General features: G+C 58.7%; 17 protein-coding genes. 15 read left to right on the forward strand and 2 right to left on the reverse strand.

What is annotated here, in order from left to right; translation table 11 throughout:
* The first annotated feature begins 32 nt into the window (after nt 1-32).
* The 3 genes from HPY71_01045 to pheA all read left to right on the forward strand — a co-directional run bounded on the left by HPY71_01045 (nt 33) and on the right by pheA (nt 2,097).
* Entirely contained in the window at nt 33-824 is a 792-nt protein-coding gene (locus tag HPY71_01045) for a GvpL/GvpF family gas vesicle protein (protein NPV52091.1), read from the forward strand.
* A gap of 3 nt (nt 825-827) precedes the next feature.
* On the forward strand, nt 828-1,154 hold the full coding sequence (locus HPY71_01050; protein NPV52092.1) for a gas vesicle protein GvpR: 327 nt from the start codon (nt 828-830) through the stop codon (nt 1,152-1,154).
* Between the two features lie 115 nt (nt 1,155-1,269).
* Nucleotides 1,270-2,097 (forward strand): prephenate dehydratase, encoded by an 828-nt coding sequence (gene pheA / locus HPY71_01055; protein ID NPV52093.1) that lies wholly within the window; start codon nt 1,270-1,272, stop codon nt 2,095-2,097.
* A gap of 53 nt (nt 2,098-2,150) precedes the next feature.
* On the opposite strand, the gene HPY71_01060 is transcribed toward pheA, so the two are convergent.
* Both HPY71_01060 and HPY71_01065 read right to left on the reverse strand, forming a co-directional pair.
* A complete protein-coding gene (locus HPY71_01060) occupies nt 2,151-4,583 on the reverse strand; it encodes an AAA family ATPase (GenBank protein NPV52094.1) in 2,433 nt (810 codons plus the stop codon).
* On the reverse strand, nt 4,580-5,737 hold the full coding sequence (locus tag HPY71_01065; protein NPV52095.1) for a DNA repair exonuclease: 1,158 nt from the start codon (nt 5,735-5,737) through the stop codon (nt 4,580-4,582). The genes HPY71_01060 and HPY71_01065 overlap by 4 nt, the downstream gene beginning before the upstream one ends.
* A 280-nt stretch (nt 5,738-6,017) precedes the next feature.
* Between HPY71_01065 and aroH the strand changes: the two genes are divergently transcribed.
* The 12 genes from aroH to HPY71_01125 all read left to right on the forward strand — a co-directional run bounded on the left by aroH (nt 6,018) and on the right by HPY71_01125 (nt 18,120).
* The gene (gene aroH / locus HPY71_01070) at nt 6,018-6,389 is read left to right on the forward strand and encodes a chorismate mutase (GenBank protein NPV52096.1); all 372 of its coding nucleotides are present in this window, start codon (nt 6,018-6,020) and stop codon (nt 6,387-6,389) included.
* A 121-nt stretch (nt 6,390-6,510) separates the two neighbouring features.
* The gene (gene aroF / locus HPY71_01075) at nt 6,511-7,578 is read left to right on the forward strand and encodes a 3-deoxy-7-phosphoheptulonate synthase (GenBank protein NPV52097.1); all 1,068 of its coding nucleotides are present in this window, start codon (nt 6,511-6,513) and stop codon (nt 7,576-7,578) included.
* Nucleotides 7,559-8,566 carry a prephenate dehydrogenase/arogenate dehydrogenase family protein gene (locus tag HPY71_01080; protein ID NPV52098.1) on the forward strand — a complete coding sequence of 336 codons (1,008 nt, stop codon included), beginning with the start codon at nt 7,559-7,561 and terminating at the stop codon, nt 8,564-8,566. Before aroF ends, HPY71_01080 begins: the two co-directional genes overlap by 20 nt.
* Before the next feature lie 31 nt (nt 8,567-8,597).
* A complete protein-coding gene (gene aroA / locus HPY71_01085; GenBank protein NPV52099.1) occupies nt 8,598-10,061 on the forward strand; it encodes a 3-phosphoshikimate 1-carboxyvinyltransferase in 1,464 nt (487 codons plus the stop codon).
* A gap of 134 nt (nt 10,062-10,195) precedes the next feature.
* Complete coding sequence (locus tag HPY71_01090; protein NPV52100.1) at nt 10,196-11,095, forward strand: shikimate dehydrogenase; 900 nt, start codon at nt 10,196-10,198, stop codon at nt 11,093-11,095.
* Nucleotides 11,096-11,126: 31 nt separating this feature from the next.
* Nucleotides 11,127-12,314 (forward strand): chorismate synthase, encoded by a 1,188-nt coding sequence (gene aroC / locus HPY71_01095; GenBank protein NPV52101.1) that lies wholly within the window; start codon nt 11,127-11,129, stop codon nt 12,312-12,314.
* 70 nt (nt 12,315-12,384) lie between these two features.
* On the forward strand, nt 12,385-14,064 hold the full coding sequence (aroB, locus tag HPY71_01100) for a 3-dehydroquinate synthase (GenBank protein ID NPV52102.1): 1,680 nt from the start codon (nt 12,385-12,387) through the stop codon (nt 14,062-14,064).
* Between the two features lie 51 nt (nt 14,065-14,115).
* Nucleotides 14,116-14,571: a type II 3-dehydroquinate dehydratase gene (gene aroQ / locus HPY71_01105; GenBank protein ID NPV52103.1), complete on the forward strand. Its 456-nt coding sequence runs from the start codon at nt 14,116-14,118 to the stop codon at nt 14,569-14,571.
* Nucleotides 14,572-14,631: 60 nt separating this feature from the next.
* Nucleotides 14,632-14,859, forward strand: coding sequence for a DUF1540 domain-containing protein (locus HPY71_01110; GenBank protein NPV52104.1), 228 nt, complete (start codon nt 14,632-14,634; stop codon nt 14,857-14,859).
* A gap of 270 nt (nt 14,860-15,129) precedes the next feature.
* Nucleotides 15,130-15,579 (forward strand): transcriptional repressor, encoded by a 450-nt coding sequence (locus tag HPY71_01115; GenBank protein NPV52105.1) that lies wholly within the window; start codon nt 15,130-15,132, stop codon nt 15,577-15,579.
* 88 nt (nt 15,580-15,667) lie between these two features.
* Entirely contained in the window at nt 15,668-17,749 is a 2,082-nt protein-coding gene (gene feoB / locus HPY71_01120) for a ferrous iron transport protein B (GenBank protein ID NPV52106.1), read from the forward strand.
* The gene (locus tag HPY71_01125; GenBank protein NPV52107.1) at nt 17,749-18,120 is read left to right on the forward strand and encodes a ferrous iron transport protein A; all 372 of its coding nucleotides are present in this window, start codon (nt 17,749-17,751) and stop codon (nt 18,118-18,120) included. Before feoB ends, HPY71_01125 begins: the two co-directional genes overlap by 1 nt.
* Nucleotides 18,121-18,345: the final 225 nt, after the last annotated feature.

Consider the following 18,345-nt stretch of genomic DNA (forward strand, 5'->3'; position numbering starts at 1 on the left):
GCAAGAATCGAAAGAGTGGGAAGAATGGAAGATTGAAATCACGTGTAGTTAGGGTTCAACGATTTAAAGACCCTATGTTTTACACCTATGGAATCATAGGGGCGGATAGTCCAAAAAGCTTCGGCCCCATCGGGATAGGCGGGGAAGGAAACGAGGTATTCACCATAAACTATCGCAATATCGCTGCAGTTGTAAGTCCAACCTCCCGGGAAATGTTTGAGCCCACGGAGCAGAATGCGCTCGACCACGAACGCGTCATTTCCCATGTTATGGATGCCTGCGCGATTATACCGATGAGCTTCGGCACGGTCCTACGGAGCGAGAATGCCATACTTAGGATGCTTCGAGTCGGCTACGAGGAATTCGTGCAGATTCTCCAACAGATCAGTGGCAAAATAGAGCTCGGCCTGAAAGTCTCTTGGAGGAAAGAGGCTTTTGCCAAGGTGCTCGAGGAGATAGATAAGACATCAGAACGCCTCCGTGGATTGAAGGCGAGGCTCCGAAAGGGATCAGTTGACTCTTACGGGACTATGATCGCAGCAGGTGAGATCGTCGAAGCCGCCATCGCGGAAAGGAATGAGGATTACGTCTCGCAGATAGTCGAGGCTCTAAAACCGTATGCCGTGGCGTCGCGTATCAATACCATCGTGGGGGAGCGCATGATTCTTAACGCGTCTTTTCTCGTGGAGAAGGATAAAGAAGCGGATTTTGATGCCAGGGTGAACGAGGTGGCAGCCAGGTTTGGAGATATCTTGGAGTTCCAGTACACGGGGCCTTGGCCACCGTATAATTTTGTTGATGTCAAGTTCAGAACAGCAGGGTAGGGTATGGAGCCCGAAGACAGCCTGAGGGAGGAGACCAGAGTGAAGGAAGCAATGCACATCGGAAAAGGTCTGGCAGCGGTAGGGGACTTCTTTGCGAGGATCTTTGGAGACCCGGGGAGAATAATCTGCTTTACGAAAGCTGACAATGGGTGGCGTGCTCAGGTTGAAGTGGTAGAGGAAGGGGAATACATGCGCAGATACGGGCGTTACGATCTCCTCGGAGTCTATGAGGTCGACTTGAGCGAGGGGTTCGATGTGACAGGGTATAGACGGATCGGGTTTAGGGAGAGAACGGAGGCGTTTAATAAGGCCCAAGAAGCTGACATGTAAGCCTGTATAAGCCCCATCTCTGTCCATCGGCGGGGGACAAATCTTTCTCTTCCGAGCGCCGCAACAAAGTGTTATACTTATGACCAGGGCGGACGAACGGAGGTAGAAAGATACTATGGAGCGAATTGTAGCCTTTCAGGGCGAGAGGGGTGCTTATAGCGAGGAGGCGCTTGTCCAGTTCTTCAGCGATGTCAGGTTAGGCGAGGCTAGCGTCTTACCGTGTCGGACCCTGCCCGATGTTTTTGAGGCAATCAACGAAGGCAGGGCCACAGATGGCCTCATCCCTATTGAGAACTCCCTGGCCGGGAGCATAAATGAGAGCTATGATCTCCTGTTGAAGAACGATCTCAAAATCTACGGTGAGGTCATGTTGCCTGTAAACCACTGCCTGCTCGCCCTTGGGGGCGAGAGAATAGAAGACATAAAGAGGGTTTATTCGCATCCCCAGGCCCTGGCGCAATGCGATGTTTTCCTGCAAAAGCTCGCCGTCGAGACGGTCGCGGTTTATGATACGGCTGGCAGCGCCCGGATGGTAAAGGAAGGGCGGATGCGCGGCGCGGCGGCTATAGCGAGCAGGCGAGCCTCGGATATCTATGGGCTTGCGGTCCTGGCCGAGGGCATCCAGACGCAGAGGGATAATTTCACAAGGTTTTATGCGATTGGGAGGCAGGAGGGGACCCGGGGCGAGAGGAACAAGACCGTCCTCGTTTTTGCCACGGAACACAGGCCTGGAGCTTTATACTGGTGCCTGGGTGCCTTCGCGTATCGCCAGATAAACATGACCAAGCTGGAGTCCCGCCCGAGCCGGGGGCGGCCGTGGGAGTACATATTCTATCTCGACGTGGAAACCCACATCTCCGACCAGGTGTGCCAGGACGCCATTGCCGAGCTCAAGACGAAGACGATCTTCACGCGGGTGCTCGGCTCATTTCCCGCCGCCTAGCAAAACCACTAATGTCGCCGCCTTAATGCCATGTCAAGCCCGATGCCAGCGCCTTAATAAAGCGCCGTCACCGTGGCATGCAGCCCCGGCAGGTTGACCCGCGCCGGGAGGTCCTTATCCTTAGTAACATAGATGACCTGGTGGGCGCGGGCGAGCTCTCCCAGGAAGTTCATGGCTTCTCGGAAGCGAGCGTCATCAAAGGTTATGAAGGGGTCATCCAGGATTACTGGGAATTCGCGGCCTGCCGTGAGCACCTCTGCCAGGGCTATTCTGATCCCGAAATACAGCTGGTCCCTCGTGCCGCTGCTCAGGTGCAGGTCGGCGTTGAGTCTAGGCTGCCCCGCGTCTCGCTGGACGATATGAATCTCCAGGTCCGATGCATCGAGCTCTAGCTCGACGCGCCTATGGCGACCGCCCGTCAGGCGCTCCAGTATCTCCCCCGTGCGGGCCTCGATCGCCGGGACAATGTTGCGCTGGACCTCGGCTATCGCCCCCGTCAGGGTCTCAATGGCGAGGATGACCCCTGCGTGCCTCGCCCCGAGATCGCGCAGTTTACCCTCGACCTCCGCAAGCTCGGCCTTGATATCCAGGGGGTCCGTCTTCATGGTCAGCTCGCGGTGCTGGTTATACATCTCATCAGCGAGTTCGATATCCTTGGCCAGCGCTGCGAGGTTTATGCCTTCGAGCTCCCTCCGGTAGGATAGTATGAGCTCGGGTTCGAGGTTGCCGATCAACCTTGATGCGCGCTCCATCCGCTGCTGAGCGGTTATAACATCGGCCGTGACAGCGTCCAGCTCCTGCTTGACCTGGGCAAACGTCTTACCCTTGAGCAAACCCGCACGCACGGCCTCGAGTTCTCGCTTTTCCCTGCACAGCCTGGCATAGTCCTCCACGGCCCTCTGGAATTCCTCGGTCGACCGGCATCCTGCGGCCTCGAGGATGGCCGCCATGGTTGCTTCGAGCCTCTTTATCTCCTTTACATCATCTGCTGTGGCGAAGTCAGCAAGGCGCTCCCTGGCCCGGTTGAGCTGCTGCTCGAGGCGTTCGAGCTCTCTCCCGGCCTTGACGTAGGATTCGTATTCCCGCTCAAAACCCTCAAGGCTTCGTTTCTGGCTCAACCCGTAGAACCTCTCCTCGATATCCCGGAGCCGCGCGAGCGCATCATTTAATGCATGTTCAAAACTGGATCGCAGGGCCCGGGCTCGCCTGATCTTTATGCCCCGAGCCAGGATAAGCATGAGGCCGATCATGACCCCGAGGACGCCGGCAGGCCAGAACAATGCCGCCACAATGCTGGAAGCCACCAAGATCATGAAGGTCGGCCAGAGAGCCGGGATATGCGCGCTGCGTCTCTCGCAGTCAAGGAGGGCGGCCTTCCTGTTTTCGACCTCGCGCGACGTGGATTCAAGGGTCTTTTGCAGGAGCTTCAAGTCGGCGAGGCGCTCGGGTGTGAGGATATCCCCATCAAATGAGGCCAGGGATGACCGTAATGTGGCAACCTCACGCTCCAGGTTTTCAACGAGCCTTGAGTGAACCGCTCGCTCGCTCTCCAGCTTCGCCACCCGTTCGCATATCGTTGATATTTTGCTGGCCAGCTCAACGAGGGCATCGCTATTCTCGTTTGTAAGCACCTGCGCCCTCTCGCCATATTCCTTGAGGGCGGAATCGACCCTTCGAATATCAGATTCTATCTTTTCGGTCTCGCGGTGTAACCCCACAAGCTCGGCTTGTCTCTGCACTTTCTGCTCGTAATCTCGTTTTGCGAGAAGGTATTCATCGTGGGCCGCTATGAGGGGCTCGAGCACCTCGAGCCGCGCCTTTCTGGTGGCATACTGGAGCCTCGCCTGCTCGCACCGGGCCTTGAGCGCGAGCGCCCGTTGCTCCGCGTCCTCGATCTCGGTCTGCAGTTGAGCGAGCCTATCTCGGTCGCCCGTAGCATCCTGAATGGATTTCGCCAGGGCTTTCCTCGCTTCGTTCAACACGCTCAAGGCGGCCCGGCCCGTTGCCTCCCCGGTGCCGGAGGTTATCTTCATGTTCAGGGCTGTGCTTATGCTCCTGCGATCTTTCGAACCGAGTACGACATCGCTCCCGGTTACCACGAGGGTGCTCCGGCAGAGATTCATATCCCCTATCCCGATGTCGTCGAAAATCGGGGTCTGGTCCTTGATGTTCACCCATGCGCTGTTGTCGAGGAGGGATACCACGACATTCCGCGTATTCAAGAAATCCCTGTGAATCCTGTAAGTCCTCCCGTCCGAGGTTTCAAGGTAAAGCGTCGCCTCATAGGCGTCGTTGTCAAGGGGTTTGTATCGTTTCCAGAGATTATCATCCCTTCGCACCCCGTAGAGGGTCATGAGAAGGGCGTCGACCACCGTGGATTTACCCACCTCATTGTCGCCGAGAAGCACATTGAAGTGATCATCGAAGCTTATGTTCTTGTTCTCGAATTGGCCGAACCTGTCGAGCGTGATTGATGACAACTTCATTTTAATTTTGCACCCCTCAGGGCGGCGAGCCCATATGAAAGCGCATAGCGGACTCGTAACGCATCTTCCTCGTCTCGGACGTCCCGGGCCCGCTCTCGCATCCTATGCAGGAACCTGCCGCGTATTGTGAGGTCATCCTCCAGGCCGTCTATTACCACTTCGGTCCTATCCTCGACATGAAAATAGAAGAATTTGTCGGAGTACTTCTCGACCAGGTCGTCCATTATGGAACCGGCTATAGAGGGGTCGCTGGTTATCCCCGATAGCCTCACCCTGATGCAGGCGGCCTCATCCCCAATGGATGCTACCTGATGGTGAATATGATCCGGGTCGTTTATATCCCCCTCGATGGTGATATACTGCCGGTCCTCCAGCGGCACCTGCTCCACTGAAATGGACCGCGCCCCGGCTGCGCCACACGCCTCACTCCCGGGCGCCGCGGCTTCGGGCCAACTGGTGCCTGGGTCCTCGTCGTTCAAGGTTATGAGGAGGACGACCCTATCCGCCGTGTCTGAGAAATCGAGCCGGGCCGGGGAACCCGGATAAAAGGCCCTGGTCTTGCCGCGCGAGCAATCCATAAAGCTGTGAAAGTGCCCGAGGGCTATATAATCGAGCCCGCTCCGCTCCACGTCCTCCGGGTCCACAGGACAATAATCCTCGGCGATCTCGTCCGTGAACCGGTACTGGGCATGAACAAGGGCGATGTGAAAGCCCGGCGAATCGGTTTTACGGAAATCCTTCAGCACTCTCCGGTGTTTATCCGCGGAGACGATTCCATAGACGTTCAACCCCTCGATACGGGTGTAGGGCGCAAGCTCCTCCCCATTAAAGATGTAGACGTTGGGTGGGAACTCCTCCTTGTAAGCCTTGCAGGCGGGGAGATCATCGTGGTTCCCGGGGATGGCCAGGACCTGGATGCCGTGACGCTCTAACTTCCTGAAAAGTGACTTCACCCAGGGAGCTGAACGTGCAACCGGGTCGTGGTAGAGGTCGCCCGCCAGCAAGATGGCCGTGACGCCTTTCTCGATGGCGATGGAGATCACCCGCTCGAAGGCGCGGGCTATCTCCTTGCGCCTTGAGTTCCCGGTCTTACCGAGACCCGAGAGCGGGTTATCCAGGTGGATGTCGGCAGTGTGCAGGAGGCGAATTTCCAATTCTGACCACCCTCTCCTTCAAAATCCCGCTGTTCCAATTATAGCACAATATGGGACATGCGTGGAGGTGCTCATCTACCCCTTGAAAAGTAAGCTATAACATAGTATACTTATTGAAAATCGCAATCAAATGCGATAGGACATCCGATAATGTGCAAGATTGAAATGCCTTGAGACGAATTCATTACTAAATTGCTATTTTAAGGACGTATTACGGTAGCATTTCGAGCAACGACATTGCAGCACGACACAATAAGGTGGTATTATTAAGATGATATTGATGAGGGGAGTTAGAGGGGCTACTACGGTTGACAGGGATGATCCTGAGGAGATATTATCCAGGACTGCTGAGCTTCTTTGCGAAATCCAGCGGGTTAACGGCATCCTGCCGGGTGATATCGCCGGTATTATATTCACGATGACCCCGGACCTCACGAAGGCATTCCCGGCTGCCGCCGCCCGGAGACTGGGGTGGAACCTCGTGCCCCTGATCGATGCGGTAGAGCCGGTGATTTCAGGCGCACCGGGGCGTTGTATCCGCGCGCTCCTGCTCTGGAACACTGACAAGACCCAGAATGAGATAAAACATGTTTACTTGCGGGGTGCGTCGGGCCTCAGGCCTGACCTCGGACAGTGCGAGCCGGGGGATTAAGGGGTAGCGTGAGCCGGGGGTTGGGGGTTGAGCCCTGTGGGGTCGCGCACATTGGCCTGGATTTAGTTTAAGCCGGGAGGAGTAAGAGGAGTAAAGAGGGGAATTAGCTGTGGTAATAGTAATGTTGCCTGGAGCTGCACAACATGAAGTGGAGGGCGTAGTCGCCCGGATTGAGGCCGCAGGCCTGAAGGTGCATGTTTCACGGGGCGAAGAACGCACTATAATCGGCGCGGTGGGCGATGTCCGGCGCCTCGAGCCCGAGACGTTGCAGGTGCTCCCTGGTGTTGAACGCGTCGTGCGCATCCTCCACCCATTCAAGCTGGCGAGCCGCGAGTGGCATCCTGAGCCGACAACCGTCAGGGTCGGGGATGTTGAGGTCGGGGGCGATGGGCTGGTCGTCATTGCCGGGCCGTGCTCGGTCGAGGGGGAGGAGATGCTTGCCGAGGCGGCAAGGGCCGTCAAGGCGCACGGGGCTTGTATCCTTCGCGGTGGAGCGTTCAAGCCGCGGACCTCGCCATACAGTTTCCAGGGCCTCGGGGTTGAGGGGCTGCGAATGCTCGCCAGGGTGGGTAGGAACCTGAATATGCCCGTAGCGACGGAGGTCCTGAGCGAGGAGCATGTGGGCGTCGTTGCGGAGCTTGCCGATTGTCTCCAGATCGGGGCGCGCAATATGCAAAACTTTGCCCTGCTGCAGGAGGTCGGCCGCACGGGCAAGCCCGTGATCCTCAAGAGGGGCCTCATGTCATCGATAGACGAATGGCTGCAGGCGGCCGAGTATATCCTCTCGGAAGGGAACCACAAAGTCATCCTTTGCGAGAGGGGCATCAGGACATTCGAGACCTATACCAGGAACACACTGGATTTGAGCGCGGTGCCGCTTGTGAAGAAGCTGAGTCACCTGCCGGTCATCGTCGACCCCAGCCACGCCACAGGGCGCGCGGATCTCGTCGGCGCAATGGCCCGGGCCGCCGTCGCCGCCGGGGCTGATGGGATCCTGGTCGAGGTGCATCCCGACCCGCCAAGGGCCCTCTCAGATGGGCAGCAGTCGTTGCGGCCCGATGAATTCGGGCGGCTCATGGGCGAGCTCAAGATGATAGCCGGTGCCATGGGACGGATGCTGGTTGGCGTGGCCGGAAGAGATAATGCGAGAAATAATGAGGGGTCTGGAAATGCCTCTTACTGCACCTGATCTTGCTACACCTGACAATAGTAGTGATGACGCGCCCCGCGAGCCCCAGCACCATAGGGAGACGGATGGCGGGGAGCTCAGGCGCGGGGACATATGGGCAGACAGCGTGCTCGCCATTATAGGCTTGGGCTTGATAGGGGCGTCGATTGCCCTTGCCATCAGGGCGAGGCAAAGTGTGAAGGAGATCGTGGGCTTTGATCGTTCAAATGATATAATGACGTGCGCGGTCCGCTCCGGCACTATCGACAGAAGCAGCGGGTGCGCGGCTGAAGCTGCGTCAAGGGCCGATCTTGTGATCATAGCAGTGCCTGTCAGCGGCGTGCCTGCCGTAGCCCGGGAAATTGCGGGCGCCTTGAGGGACGATGCCATCGTAACCGATGTGGGAAGCGCCAAGGCCGGGATTGTGGAGGCGATTGAGGCCGTCCTCCCGCGGCAGGGGCCTGGTTTTATAAACTACATAGGGGGGCACCCGATGGCTGGATCTGAGAAGGCCGGCCTCTCCGCGGCAAACCCCGACCTCTTCGCCGGGGCTCCCTATGTGCTTACGCCAACAGGGCAGACGAGCCCCCGGGCCCTCGAGGCGGGTTACAGCCTCGCCCGGGCAGTCGGCGCCGTACCGGTCGAGCTGGATGCTGCGCGACACGATGAGGTCGTAGCCTACATTAGCCACCTGCCGTATATTATCGCCGTGGCGCTCACTGAAACCGCCATGAAGCGGGGCATGGACGACCGTATGATCGCGGAGCTCGCCTCGAGCGGCTTTCGCGATACCACGCGGGTTGCATCATCATGCCCGGGCATGAGCGCTGATTTTTGCCTCGCAAACAGGGATGCCCTTCTTGCGGCGATGAGGCGTTTCCGTGATTGCCTGGATGATCTCGCTCGCGATATCGCCGGGGAGAGCCCGGCGCTTGTAGAGCAGCTCGGGAAGGTCAAGGATTTCAGGGACGAGCTTGCCAGGCTCAAAGGGTGGGATTCACGTCCGTGAGGCCGGTAATAGGAGAGGGGTAGGACGGGTGATGGAAGTAGGTTCCGCAGGAAGGCCCCTGAGAGGGGAGATATGGCTGCCGGGCGATAAGTCGATTTCCCACAGGGCGGCCATTTTAGCCGCCATAGCCCGGGGCCAGAGTATCATAAGGAATTACGCGCCTGGCGCAGATTGCCAGAGCACGCTCTCATGCCTCAGGGCCCTTGGTGTAGCGATAGACCAGGTCTCGGACGGGACATTCGCCATTACCGGCTGTGGCCTTGACGGCTTCAAGGAGCCGGAGGATGTATTGGATTGTGGAAACTCTGGGACGACGATGCGGCTTCTAGCAGGCATCCTAGCTGGCCAGGGCTTTTCCAGCATCCTCACAGGGGATTCCTCGCTAAGGAAGAGACCTATGGCGCGCGTGGTTGACCCCCTGCGGCATATGGGGGCCAGTATCGTGGGACGTCAGGGCGGGAGGTTCGCCCCGCTTGCTATACGGGGCGGGAGCCTGATTGGAATGAGCCACACTATACCCGTCGCGAGCGCTCAGGTGAAGTCAGCCTTGTTGCTTGCGGGCCTCTGGGCCAGCGGGGAAACATGGGTTGAAGAACCGGGCCTGTCGCGCGATCACACGGAGCGGCTTCTCGAGGCCTTCGGTGGAGAGGTCTTGAGGAGCGAAGGGGATGAAGGGGATAATGAGGGGGATAATGCAGGGCGCATCCGGGCGTCATGCGACACCAACATGGTGGGAGTCCGCGGGGGGATGGTCCTTTCGGGCAGGGAGTTCATTGTGCCGGGTGACATCTCGTCGGCTGCCTTTTTCATTGTCGGCGCGTGCCTCGTGCCCGGGTCGCACCTGGTGTTGAGGGACGTGGGTATAAATCCGACTCGCACCGGCATCCTGGACGTCCTGCAGGACATGGGGGCGGAGATTTCGGTTATGCCCAGGTCCGGATCCGGCGCGCCGGGGGCCGGGGTGATCGACCAGCCTGAGCTTGAGCTCAAGCCAGAGCCTGAGCCTGGGGCTGGGCCCGCGGCCGGGAGTTATGAGCCAGCAGGCGATATCGAGGTGCGTTATTCGGGGCTTTGCGCCACAGAGATCCGCGGCGACATCATGCCGAGGCTCATCGATGAGATTCCGATTATAGCGGTTGCTGCAACGCAGGCTGAAGGGACTACAATCATAAGGGATGCTGCCGAGTTGCGCGTGAAGGAGAGCGATCGCCTCAAGGGGCTTGCCGCTGGTCTAAGAGCCATGGGGGCGAATGTCGAGGAACTACCGGACGGCCTTGTTATCCCAGGGCCGGCAAGGCTCAGGGGCGCAAGAGTCCAGAGCCTTGGCGACCACCGACTGGCCATGGCATTCTCGATTGCGGGTCTCATAGCGGACGGCATCACGACGGTGGAGGATGCTGCGTGTGTTAGCATATCCTTCCCTGGCTTTTATGATATCCTGAGAGACCTCCAACCCCAGGCCGGCTCGGCGCGGGGCGATCGTGGTGAAGGATAGCATGTCATTCATGTAGAAGGTGTGCGGAGGGAGGCACCAGGTTATCCGGGTAGCGCTGCGGGCGCCACGGGAATTCGATGGGAAAAGCAGGGGAGTCTGACAGGAAAACCGGGAGAGGAGAGGAGGGGCGACGCATGCCCGGGATAAGCGCAGGCACAAAAGGCGTTGCAGTTATAGGCCACCCAATAGGCCACAGCCTGTCCCCTATCATGCACAATGCGGCTTTTAAACACCTGAAGCTCGACATCTGTTACCTCGCCTTCGATGTCGCGCCCGGCGATCTGGGTGATGCAGTGAGAGGGCTCAAATCCCTCGGCTTCCTCGGCGCGAATGTCACCATCCCACACAAGGTTGAGGTGGCCAGGTACATGGGTGAATTAACGGGCGAGGCTCTGGCCATCGGAGCGGTTAACACGATTGTTATAAGGCCTGACGGGGTGATGGCCGGCCATAATACGGATGCTGCGGGATTCCTCAGGGCCTTGAAGTCAGATGCGGACTTCGACGCCAGGGGCAAGAGGGCTGTCGTATTCGGGGCCGGGGGAGCCGCCCGGGCTTGCGTTTATGCGCTGGCCGGGGGCGGTGCCAGGGAGATCGTGATACTCAACCGCACTCCGGACCGTGCCGAGGAGCTCGCCGGGGATATGAAACGGCGTTTTTCGGGTGAATCTGGAGGGGGGACTGTATTTAGGACAGGCGACCTGTCCAGCCTGCCAGGCGGCCCCTTTGCCGAAGCCGTTGCGGGCGCGGACTTGCTCGTGAATACCACCTCGCTGGGCATGTGGCCCGAGAGCGATGCGCTTTCTCCCCTGCCCGAATCAGTGCCACTCGCGAGCACCACGGTGGTATGCGATCTCGTCTACCGCCCCGTTGCAACTCGGTTTATCAAATTTGCGCAGTCGAAGGGGGCGCGTGTGGTCTCGGGGCTTTCTGTGTTGCTTCATCAGGGCGCGCTCTCGTTTCGGATGTGGACGGGGGTGGATGCCCCGTTGAACGTGATGCGTGAGGCGCTGCTGAGCGCCGTTATTGCATAATTGCATAGTATTCATGAAGGGAGAGCATGCGATGCTCAGGTTTCTCACGGCCGGCGAATCCCATGGGCCCGCGCTCGTCGCAATCCTGGAGGGGATGCCGGCCGGCGTTGGGCTTACGGAGGATGATTTGAATATCGACCTGGCGCGCCGCCAGGGCGGCTTCGGGCGCGGTGGCCGCATGAAGATCGAGAGGGACCAGGCGAGAATCCTCTCGGGGGTAAGGGGAGGGGTAACCACTGGTAGTCCGATAGCGCTGATGATCTCCAACGCGGACGATCGCTCGGGGGTGAAGGAGCCTCCCCTTGTGAGGCCACGGCCCGGACACGCGGACCTGCCAGGGTGGCTCAAGTACGGCCCGGGCGATATGAGGGATATCCTGGAGCGCGCGAGCGCCCGCGAAACCGCCATACGATGCGCCCTGGGGGGTGTTGCCAAGAGACTCCTGTCGGGATTTGATATACGCGTGGTGAGCCAGGTCATCCAGATCGGTGAGGTCCGGGCGCGGGAGGTTCCTTCCTCCTGGGTCGAAAGGTCCGAGCTCGCAGAAGGGTCGCCGGTGAGGTGCCCGGACCCGGATGCATCCAGGGCCATGGTGGCTGAGATCTCCCGGGCTGGGGAGGATGGCGATACCCTTGGTGGCGTCTTCGAGATTGCCGTTCTTGGGTGCCCGCCTGGCCTCGGGAGCCATGTGCACTGGGACCGCAGGCTCGACGGGCGACTTGGCGGGGCGCTCATGGCGATAAACGGGATCAAGGCTGTAGAGATCGGGCTCGGTATTGAATGCGCGAGGCTTGCCGGGTCGCAGGTGCATGATGAGATCTCTTACCGCCCGCATGGCGGTGGCGGTGGTGGAGGCGGCCACAATCTCAATGGAGATCACGGCGGCATGCCGCGCTGGGGCTATTCTCGCAGGACAAACAATGCGGGTGGGATCGAGGGCGGCATTTCCAATGGTGAGCCGATCGTGCTCCGGACGGCGATGAAGCCCATTGCGACATTGCGCCGCCCGCTCAGATCAGTGGATATAAGAAACAAGGAGGTCGCCTTAGCGCAGCACGAACGATCGGATGTTTGCGCGGTGCCGGCCGCATCGGTGGTCGGCGAGGCCGTTGTGGCCCTTGTAATCGCCGATGCGTTCCTGGAGAAGTTCGGCGGGGATAACATCGCTGATATCATGGGCGCGTACCGGGCCTATCTAGAGCGCATCTCGCGCTCCTGATTATTACGCATTTTATCACGCATTCCCCATTTCGCCACCCAATGCTCTCGCCCGGGATGCTCCTGGAAAGGTGGACTCTAGTGGTAATATGGATCACATCTATCTCACAGGATTCATGGCGTCAGGTAAAACGACCGTGGGGCAGTTGCTTGCCGGGAAGCTCGGTCGCCGGTTTATCGATGTTGATGAGTTTATAGTTGAAGAGAGCGGCAGGACTATTGCCGAGATATTTGAGGATGAAGGTGAGGATGAATTCCGGAGGCTGGAGAGGGATGCTTTGAGGGAGATATCCACGCTTGCGCCTGCCGTCGTGGCGACGGGCGGCGGGATCGTCATGAACCCCGAGAATATCGATGTAATGAGACGGAGTGGGGTGATTGTGAACCTCGGGGTCTCGCTCGAGACGGCCCTCGCGCGGGCCGGTGCGGCCAGGGGCCAGCGTCCGCTCATCGCGGTTGCCCCGTCGCTTTATGAGTCCCGCAGGGAGGCTTATGCCCTTGCCGACCTGCGGCTGGATACAGAGGGACGCACCCCGGAGGAGGTTGCCGGCCTGATAGCAGAATACCTTTCGGATCTGAGGCTCGGCGTTACGCTCACGATCGAGTTCCCCCGGGAGACCGGGGCGTATGATGTGGTCATACGGCCGGGCTGCATAGCCGAACTCCCGCGCATCCTGGATCAGCTTGGCCTATTCCATGAGGTTGTAGTCATGTCGGATGAGACCGTGTGGGCGTGGTGGGGCGACAGGGTGCTCGCGGGGCTGCGTTCGCGTGGTTCTAAGGTATCTATATATGTTATGCCGCCCGGTGAGGCGTCAAAAACCCTGGAAACGGCGGCGTCGGTATATGATTTCCTTGCCGCGCGGAGGCTGGGACGTGATACAGTCATGATCGCCCTCGGTGGCGGGGTGGTGGGCGACACGGCAGGGTTTGTAGCCGCTACTTATATGAGGGGCATCCCCTTCGTCCAGGTCCCGACGAGCCTGCTGGCGCAGGTCGACGCCAGCGTCGGAGGGAAGGTCGCCGTCGATCACAAGCAGGGGAAGAACCTGATAGGTGCGTTTTACCAGCCAAGGGTTTGCCTGATTGACCCATTTACCCTCCGGACGCTGCCCCGCAGGGAATACAGCCAGGGCCTGGCCGAGGTCGTAAAATGCGCCATATTGTCGGGCGACGAATTCCTGGAGCTGCTGGAGCGCGAAGAGGCAGCCGTTGTTATGGGCCAACCGTCGGTGCTGACGGAGGTCATCCGGCGCTGCTGCGCCCTCAAGGCCAGGGTCGTTAGCCAGGATGAACGCGATGAGGGGAAGCGAATGATTCTGAACCTGGGTCACACCCTCGCACACGCCCTTGAGAGCCTGACCGGTTATCGCGGGCTTACACATGGCGAGGCCGTGAGCATAGGGCTCGTCTGGGCGTGCCGACTCGCCTGGCGGATGGGGCTCGCGCCGGAGGGGCTATCCGAAAGGGTTCGAAGCCTGCTCACGGCGATGCGGCTCCCGGTATCCATGCCGGCGTCAGTATCATCTGGGGCAGTTGGGGTATCGCCAGGGGAGATTCTCGCCAAGATGGCGCTTGATAAGAAGGCGAGGGGGGGCAGGCCCAGATTTGTGCTGCCCTCCCGGCCGGGCGAGGTTGGTGTATATGAGGATGTGCCGGATGATGTGGTGATTGCGGCTATTGAGGATGTGGTCACCCGGGCGAGCCCGGCCGGGTCGAGTCTCGCGGATACGTCTACCGGATGCGTCTGATAGAAGGTGCGAGAAGGTGTGATAATGAGATGAGAGGCGGGGTGGGGTGAAATGTACAGGGTTTTGCTGTTGAACGGCCCGAATCTGAACCTCCTCGGGGTGCGCGAGCCCGAGATTTACGGGACCACCACCTTGAAGGATATCGAGGAGACTGTCAAGCAGCGTGGGGCCGCCCTCGGGATTGAGGTCCGCGCCGCCCAGCACAACAGCGAAGGTGCCATGGTGGACGCGATCCACGACGCGCTCAGCTGGGCCAGCGGTATCATCCTCAATGCCGGCGCCTATACGCACTACAGCATCGCAATCCGCGATGCCATCGCCTCCGTCAGGATCCCCACTGTGGAGGTCCATATCTCTAACGTGCATGCGCGCGAACCCTTCAGGCGCAAATCCGTCCTGGCGCCTGTGACCATAGGACAAGTCGCCGGCTTCGGAATATACAGCTACGTCATGGCGCTCGATGGGCTCGCTCATTATCTCGAAGGCCGTTCTTGCCGTTCCTCTTGAACAATTCCTCATTGAATAAAAAGCTCGCGGCGGGGCACCCTTGTAGTGGAGGTGAATGGTATGCCCGATGACGTCAAATGCTCCGTTGATACCTGCTACTACTGGGGCAATGGTAACTTGTGCAATGCCAAGGAGATTTTTGTTGAAAATAGCGTTTTTCAGGAACGCGAGTCAGGCGCGAAGGGTGGAGCCCGGGCCGGCGCGGCGAGGATGGAGGTCGGCGCCCTCGGTGTCCCGAAGGCCAAGACCTCAGACGAGACGTGTTGCAAGACCTTTAAGCCTAAATAACAGGCGTGACAAGGGCCCCGCGGCCGGGGCCCGGCCTTTTCTCCCACCTTATTCCCCTACCTTCTTATTTTACTTTATTCGTTTTTCACTTTATGCTCTCCAGTTTTTTCCAGGCTCCTTTTTGATCCTCTTTTTTGCTAATTTACCTCGAAAAGATATCGAAAAGATATAGTTCTCCTCTAGACAAACCCCCCATTCTCCTGATAAAATATTATTGAGAATGAGTATCATTATCGAAGGAATCAACGACATTTTCTGGGGGATATAGCTATGGATAAGATTCTTTCAGAGGTCAGGGATCGCCTGGAGGAAAAGGATTGCCGCCTCACCCCGCAGCGTGAGGCCGTCCTGGCCAGCCTCATGGAGAAGGCGAGCAAGCACCCCAGCGCAGAGGAGATTTATGTTGAAACTAAAAAGAGATACCCTGATATAGGGCTTGCGACAGTCTACCGAACCCTGGAGCTCTTCGAAAGCCTCGGAATTGTGTCGAAGCTCGAGTTCGGGGAGGCTGGCAGTAAGTACGAATTCAACCCTGAGATGGAAAAGCACTACCACCACCATCTCATCTGTCTCGGGTGCGGGGCGATCATGGAATTCAATGAAGACCTGCTGGAGGATGTGGAGAGGGTTGTGGCCGGGAGCACCGGCTTCAAGATAACCGATCATAGCCTGAGATTCTACGGTTACTGCCCAAATTGTATGAAGACTGGACGCGAGTGACTATGGGCGCAGCGGTAAACGCAGTCGCAGCGGAGCTTCCGGTCGTAGGAGGCGAGCAGCATTGAAGTCTTCCATGGAGACACAGGAGATGAAAATACAGGGGACAGCAGCGACACCGGATAAGACGCGGGAAACGAGTCCAAAGGCACGGGATGCCGGCCCGCTGAAGCTCGCGATAGTCGGGAATCCCAACGTAGGCAAGAGCGTCATATTTAATAATCTTACAGGCCTTTATGCGACGGTGTCGAATTATCCAGGGACAACCGTGGAGATATCGCGCGGGAACGCGAGGGTAGGAGGCGTCGATTTTGAAGTCATAGATACCCCTGGGGCCTATTCGCTTCTCCCCATTACCGAGGAGGAGCGGGTTACGCGTCGCGTCCTGCTTGACGAGGGCGTGGACGTGGTAGTCCATGTGATTGATGCGAAGAATGTGATCAGGATGTTGCCTTTCGCGTTACAACTCATTGAGGCCGGGCTGCCGGTGATCCTGGTGGTGAATATGGCCGACGAGGCTGAACACCTTGGGATCAGGGTTGATGTGGAGCTCTTGGAGGAGCGCCTCGGGATTCCGGTGGTGCTCACGGCATCGACCACGGGCAGGGGTATGGAAGCCTTGAGAAGGAGGATAACAGAGTTCATTTCCAACCGCGGTGAATCTGGCTCTGAGCTCGGTAAAGCAGGGGCCGGAGCCGTAGAGTCTGGAGCTGAGCTTCGCCCGGTCTACAGCTACAGCGACCGGACGGAGAAGGCCATCGCGGCGGTTGAGGCCTTGCTGGAAGCAGATTATCCAGTATCTAGGAGGGCCGCCGCCATCATGCTCTTAAACGGCGAGGCTGAGATAGAGGCCCTTGTCTCGCAGAGGGAACGCCATGCTGGGGAGGTGCTCGAGCGGGTGGAAGCGATCGCCCGGGAGATTGAGGGGGATATGCCTTTTGCTTACTCCCTCGCAATGGAGCGCCAGGCCGCCGCTGCTGCGCTCGTTAAGGGCGTGTTAACTCGCGATACTCGACCGCGCCCGGCATCTGCGGGCTTATCAGGCTTTTTGAGCAGGCTGACCATGAACCCGCTTACGGGGATTCCCATTCTGATCCTGGTGCTCTATTTCGGGCTTTACCGGTTCGTCGGCGGGTTTGGAGCCGGGACGGTCGTTGACTTCCTTGAAACCGCGGTGTTTGAGAGGTGGGTCAACCCATTCGTGGATAACCTCGCCCGGGCATTCATTCCTTATGAGGCCGTGCGGAGCCTCCTGGCGGGTGATTACGGCGTTATAACACTGGGGCTCAGGTATGCGGTGGCGATAGTGCTTCCAATCGTGGGAAGCTTCTTCCTGGTATTCTCGATCATTGAGGATTCAGGCTACCTGCCGAGGCTCGCGATGCTCGTTGACAGGGTATTCAAGGTGATAGGCCTCACGGGGCGCTCCGTGATCCCGATAACCCTGGGGTTCGGGTGCGGAACGATGGCAACGCTTGTGACGCGGACCCTCGAGACCAGGCGGGAGAGGATCATAGCGACATTGCTGCTTGCGCTCGCGATCCCGTGCTCGGCGCAGCTTGGCGTCATAATGGGGCTGCTTGCGGCGAGGCCAGGGACGCTCCTGGTCTGGGTGATCTTCGTCGGCGCCGCATTTGTTGTGACGGGCCGGCTTGCGGCCGTCCTGTTGCCTGGGGAGAGCCCGAGTTTTTATATGGAGCTACCACCCTTGAGGCTTCCCAGCGTGGCCAATGTGGTGAGCAAGACGCTGGCGAGGATGAAGTGGTACTTCCTCGAGATAGTGCCCATATTCATCCTAGCGAGCGTTCTCATATGGTTTGGGAAGCTCACGGGCCTGTTTGAGGTGGCCATAAGGCTCATAGAGCCCCTTGTGGTCGCCATGGGCCTGCCACCGGAGACCACGGTTGCATTTTTGTTTGGGTTCTTCCGGCGGGATTATGGGGCAGCGGGTCTTTACGACCTCGCGAAGGCCGGCGCCCTGTCAGGGAGACAGTTGGTAGTTGCGTCTATTGCCTTGACCCTCTTCATCCCGTGTATAGCACAGTTCTCGGTGATGATCAAGGAGAGGGGAATAGCAGTAGCCACCTTGATCGCGGCATTTGCTTTCTCCGCAGCATTTACAGTCGGGTACGTGGCAAACCTCATACTTGGTTCCCTGGGGGTGATCATGTGATGGCCTTTGCTCAAGAAAGGCAAGGAAGGCATCGCCACAAGTATAGGTGGGGGTGGAGATGGGGTAGAGGTAGAGGGCCCGCGGGCAAATGGGCCGGCGGCCAGGTGGATGGGCGGCGGGGCGCGACGCCCGGGCGCCCGGGGTTAGCATATGGGTTGCGGCTGTGCGACCTGGGGCCCGGGGAGGAGGCGGAGATCGCCTTCGTGGATGCACATAGCATGCGAGATCTCCAGAAATTCGTGGCCATGGGCGTCTTGCCCGGGGCTCGGGTTAAGCTCATTCAGAGGATACCGGTATGCGTATTTCGGATAGGGGAGTCTGAGTTTGCGATCGACGGGGAATTATCGCGCACGATCTACCTCAAGGCTTGATAAGAGGGCCTTCAGGGTCGCTGTCTTGGCAGACTCCGGCAGCTTTTGTGGATTTTGCATACTGATTGATGTTGACATGGCAATGTTGACATAGCGGGAATAGGACGAGCGGTCCGGACATATAGTTCTTAGGGCGCACAGTTGCAGAGGTGGGCCGGACTCCAGGTTCCACAAGGGCTCCATAGAGATTCTGTAGGCGTCTCACACGAGTCTCGGTGACTCCGA

The sequence above is a fragment of the Bacillota bacterium genome, assembly GCA_013178125.1.
Taxonomy (GTDB): domain Bacteria; phylum Bacillota; class SHA-98; order Ch115; family JABLXJ01; genus JABLXL01.

Bases quoted from the DNA above. Each gene is read 5' to 3' on its own strand.
- HPY71_01050 (NPV52092.1), top strand. From the start codon at position 828: ATGGAGCCCGAAGACAGCCTGAGGGAGGAGACCAGAGTGAAGGAAGCA.
- pheA (NPV52093.1), top strand. From the start codon at position 1,270: ATGGAGCGAATTGTAGCCTTTCAGGGCGAGAGGGGTGCTTATAGCGAG.
- HPY71_01060 (NPV52094.1), bottom strand. From the start codon at position 4,583: ATGAAGTTGTCATCAATCACGCTCGACAGGTTCGGCCAATTCGAGAAC.
- aroH (NPV52096.1), top strand. From the start codon at position 6,018: ATGAGGGGAGTTAGAGGGGCTACTACGGTTGACAGGGATGATCCTGAG.
- aroF (NPV52097.1), top strand. From the start codon at position 6,511: ATGTTGCCTGGAGCTGCACAACATGAAGTGGAGGGCGTAGTCGCCCGG.
- HPY71_01080 (NPV52098.1), top strand. From the start codon at position 7,559: ATGCCTCTTACTGCACCTGATCTTGCTACACCTGACAATAGTAGTGAT.
- aroA (NPV52099.1), top strand. From the start codon at position 8,598: ATGGAAGTAGGTTCCGCAGGAAGGCCCCTGAGAGGGGAGATATGGCTG.
- HPY71_01090 (NPV52100.1), top strand. From the start codon at position 10,196: ATGCCCGGGATAAGCGCAGGCACAAAAGGCGTTGCAGTTATAGGCCAC.
- aroC (NPV52101.1), top strand. From the start codon at position 11,127: ATGCTCAGGTTTCTCACGGCCGGCGAATCCCATGGGCCCGCGCTCGTC.
- aroQ (NPV52103.1), top strand. From the start codon at position 14,116: ATGTACAGGGTTTTGCTGTTGAACGGCCCGAATCTGAACCTCCTCGGG.
- HPY71_01110 (NPV52104.1), top strand. From the start codon at position 14,632: ATGCCCGATGACGTCAAATGCTCCGTTGATACCTGCTACTACTGGGGC.
- HPY71_01115 (NPV52105.1), top strand. From the start codon at position 15,130: ATGGATAAGATTCTTTCAGAGGTCAGGGATCGCCTGGAGGAAAAGGAT.
- feoB (NPV52106.1), top strand. From the start codon at position 15,668: ATGAAAATACAGGGGACAGCAGCGACACCGGATAAGACGCGGGAAACG.
- HPY71_01125 (NPV52107.1), top strand. From the start codon at position 17,749: ATGGCCTTTGCTCAAGAAAGGCAAGGAAGGCATCGCCACAAGTATAGG.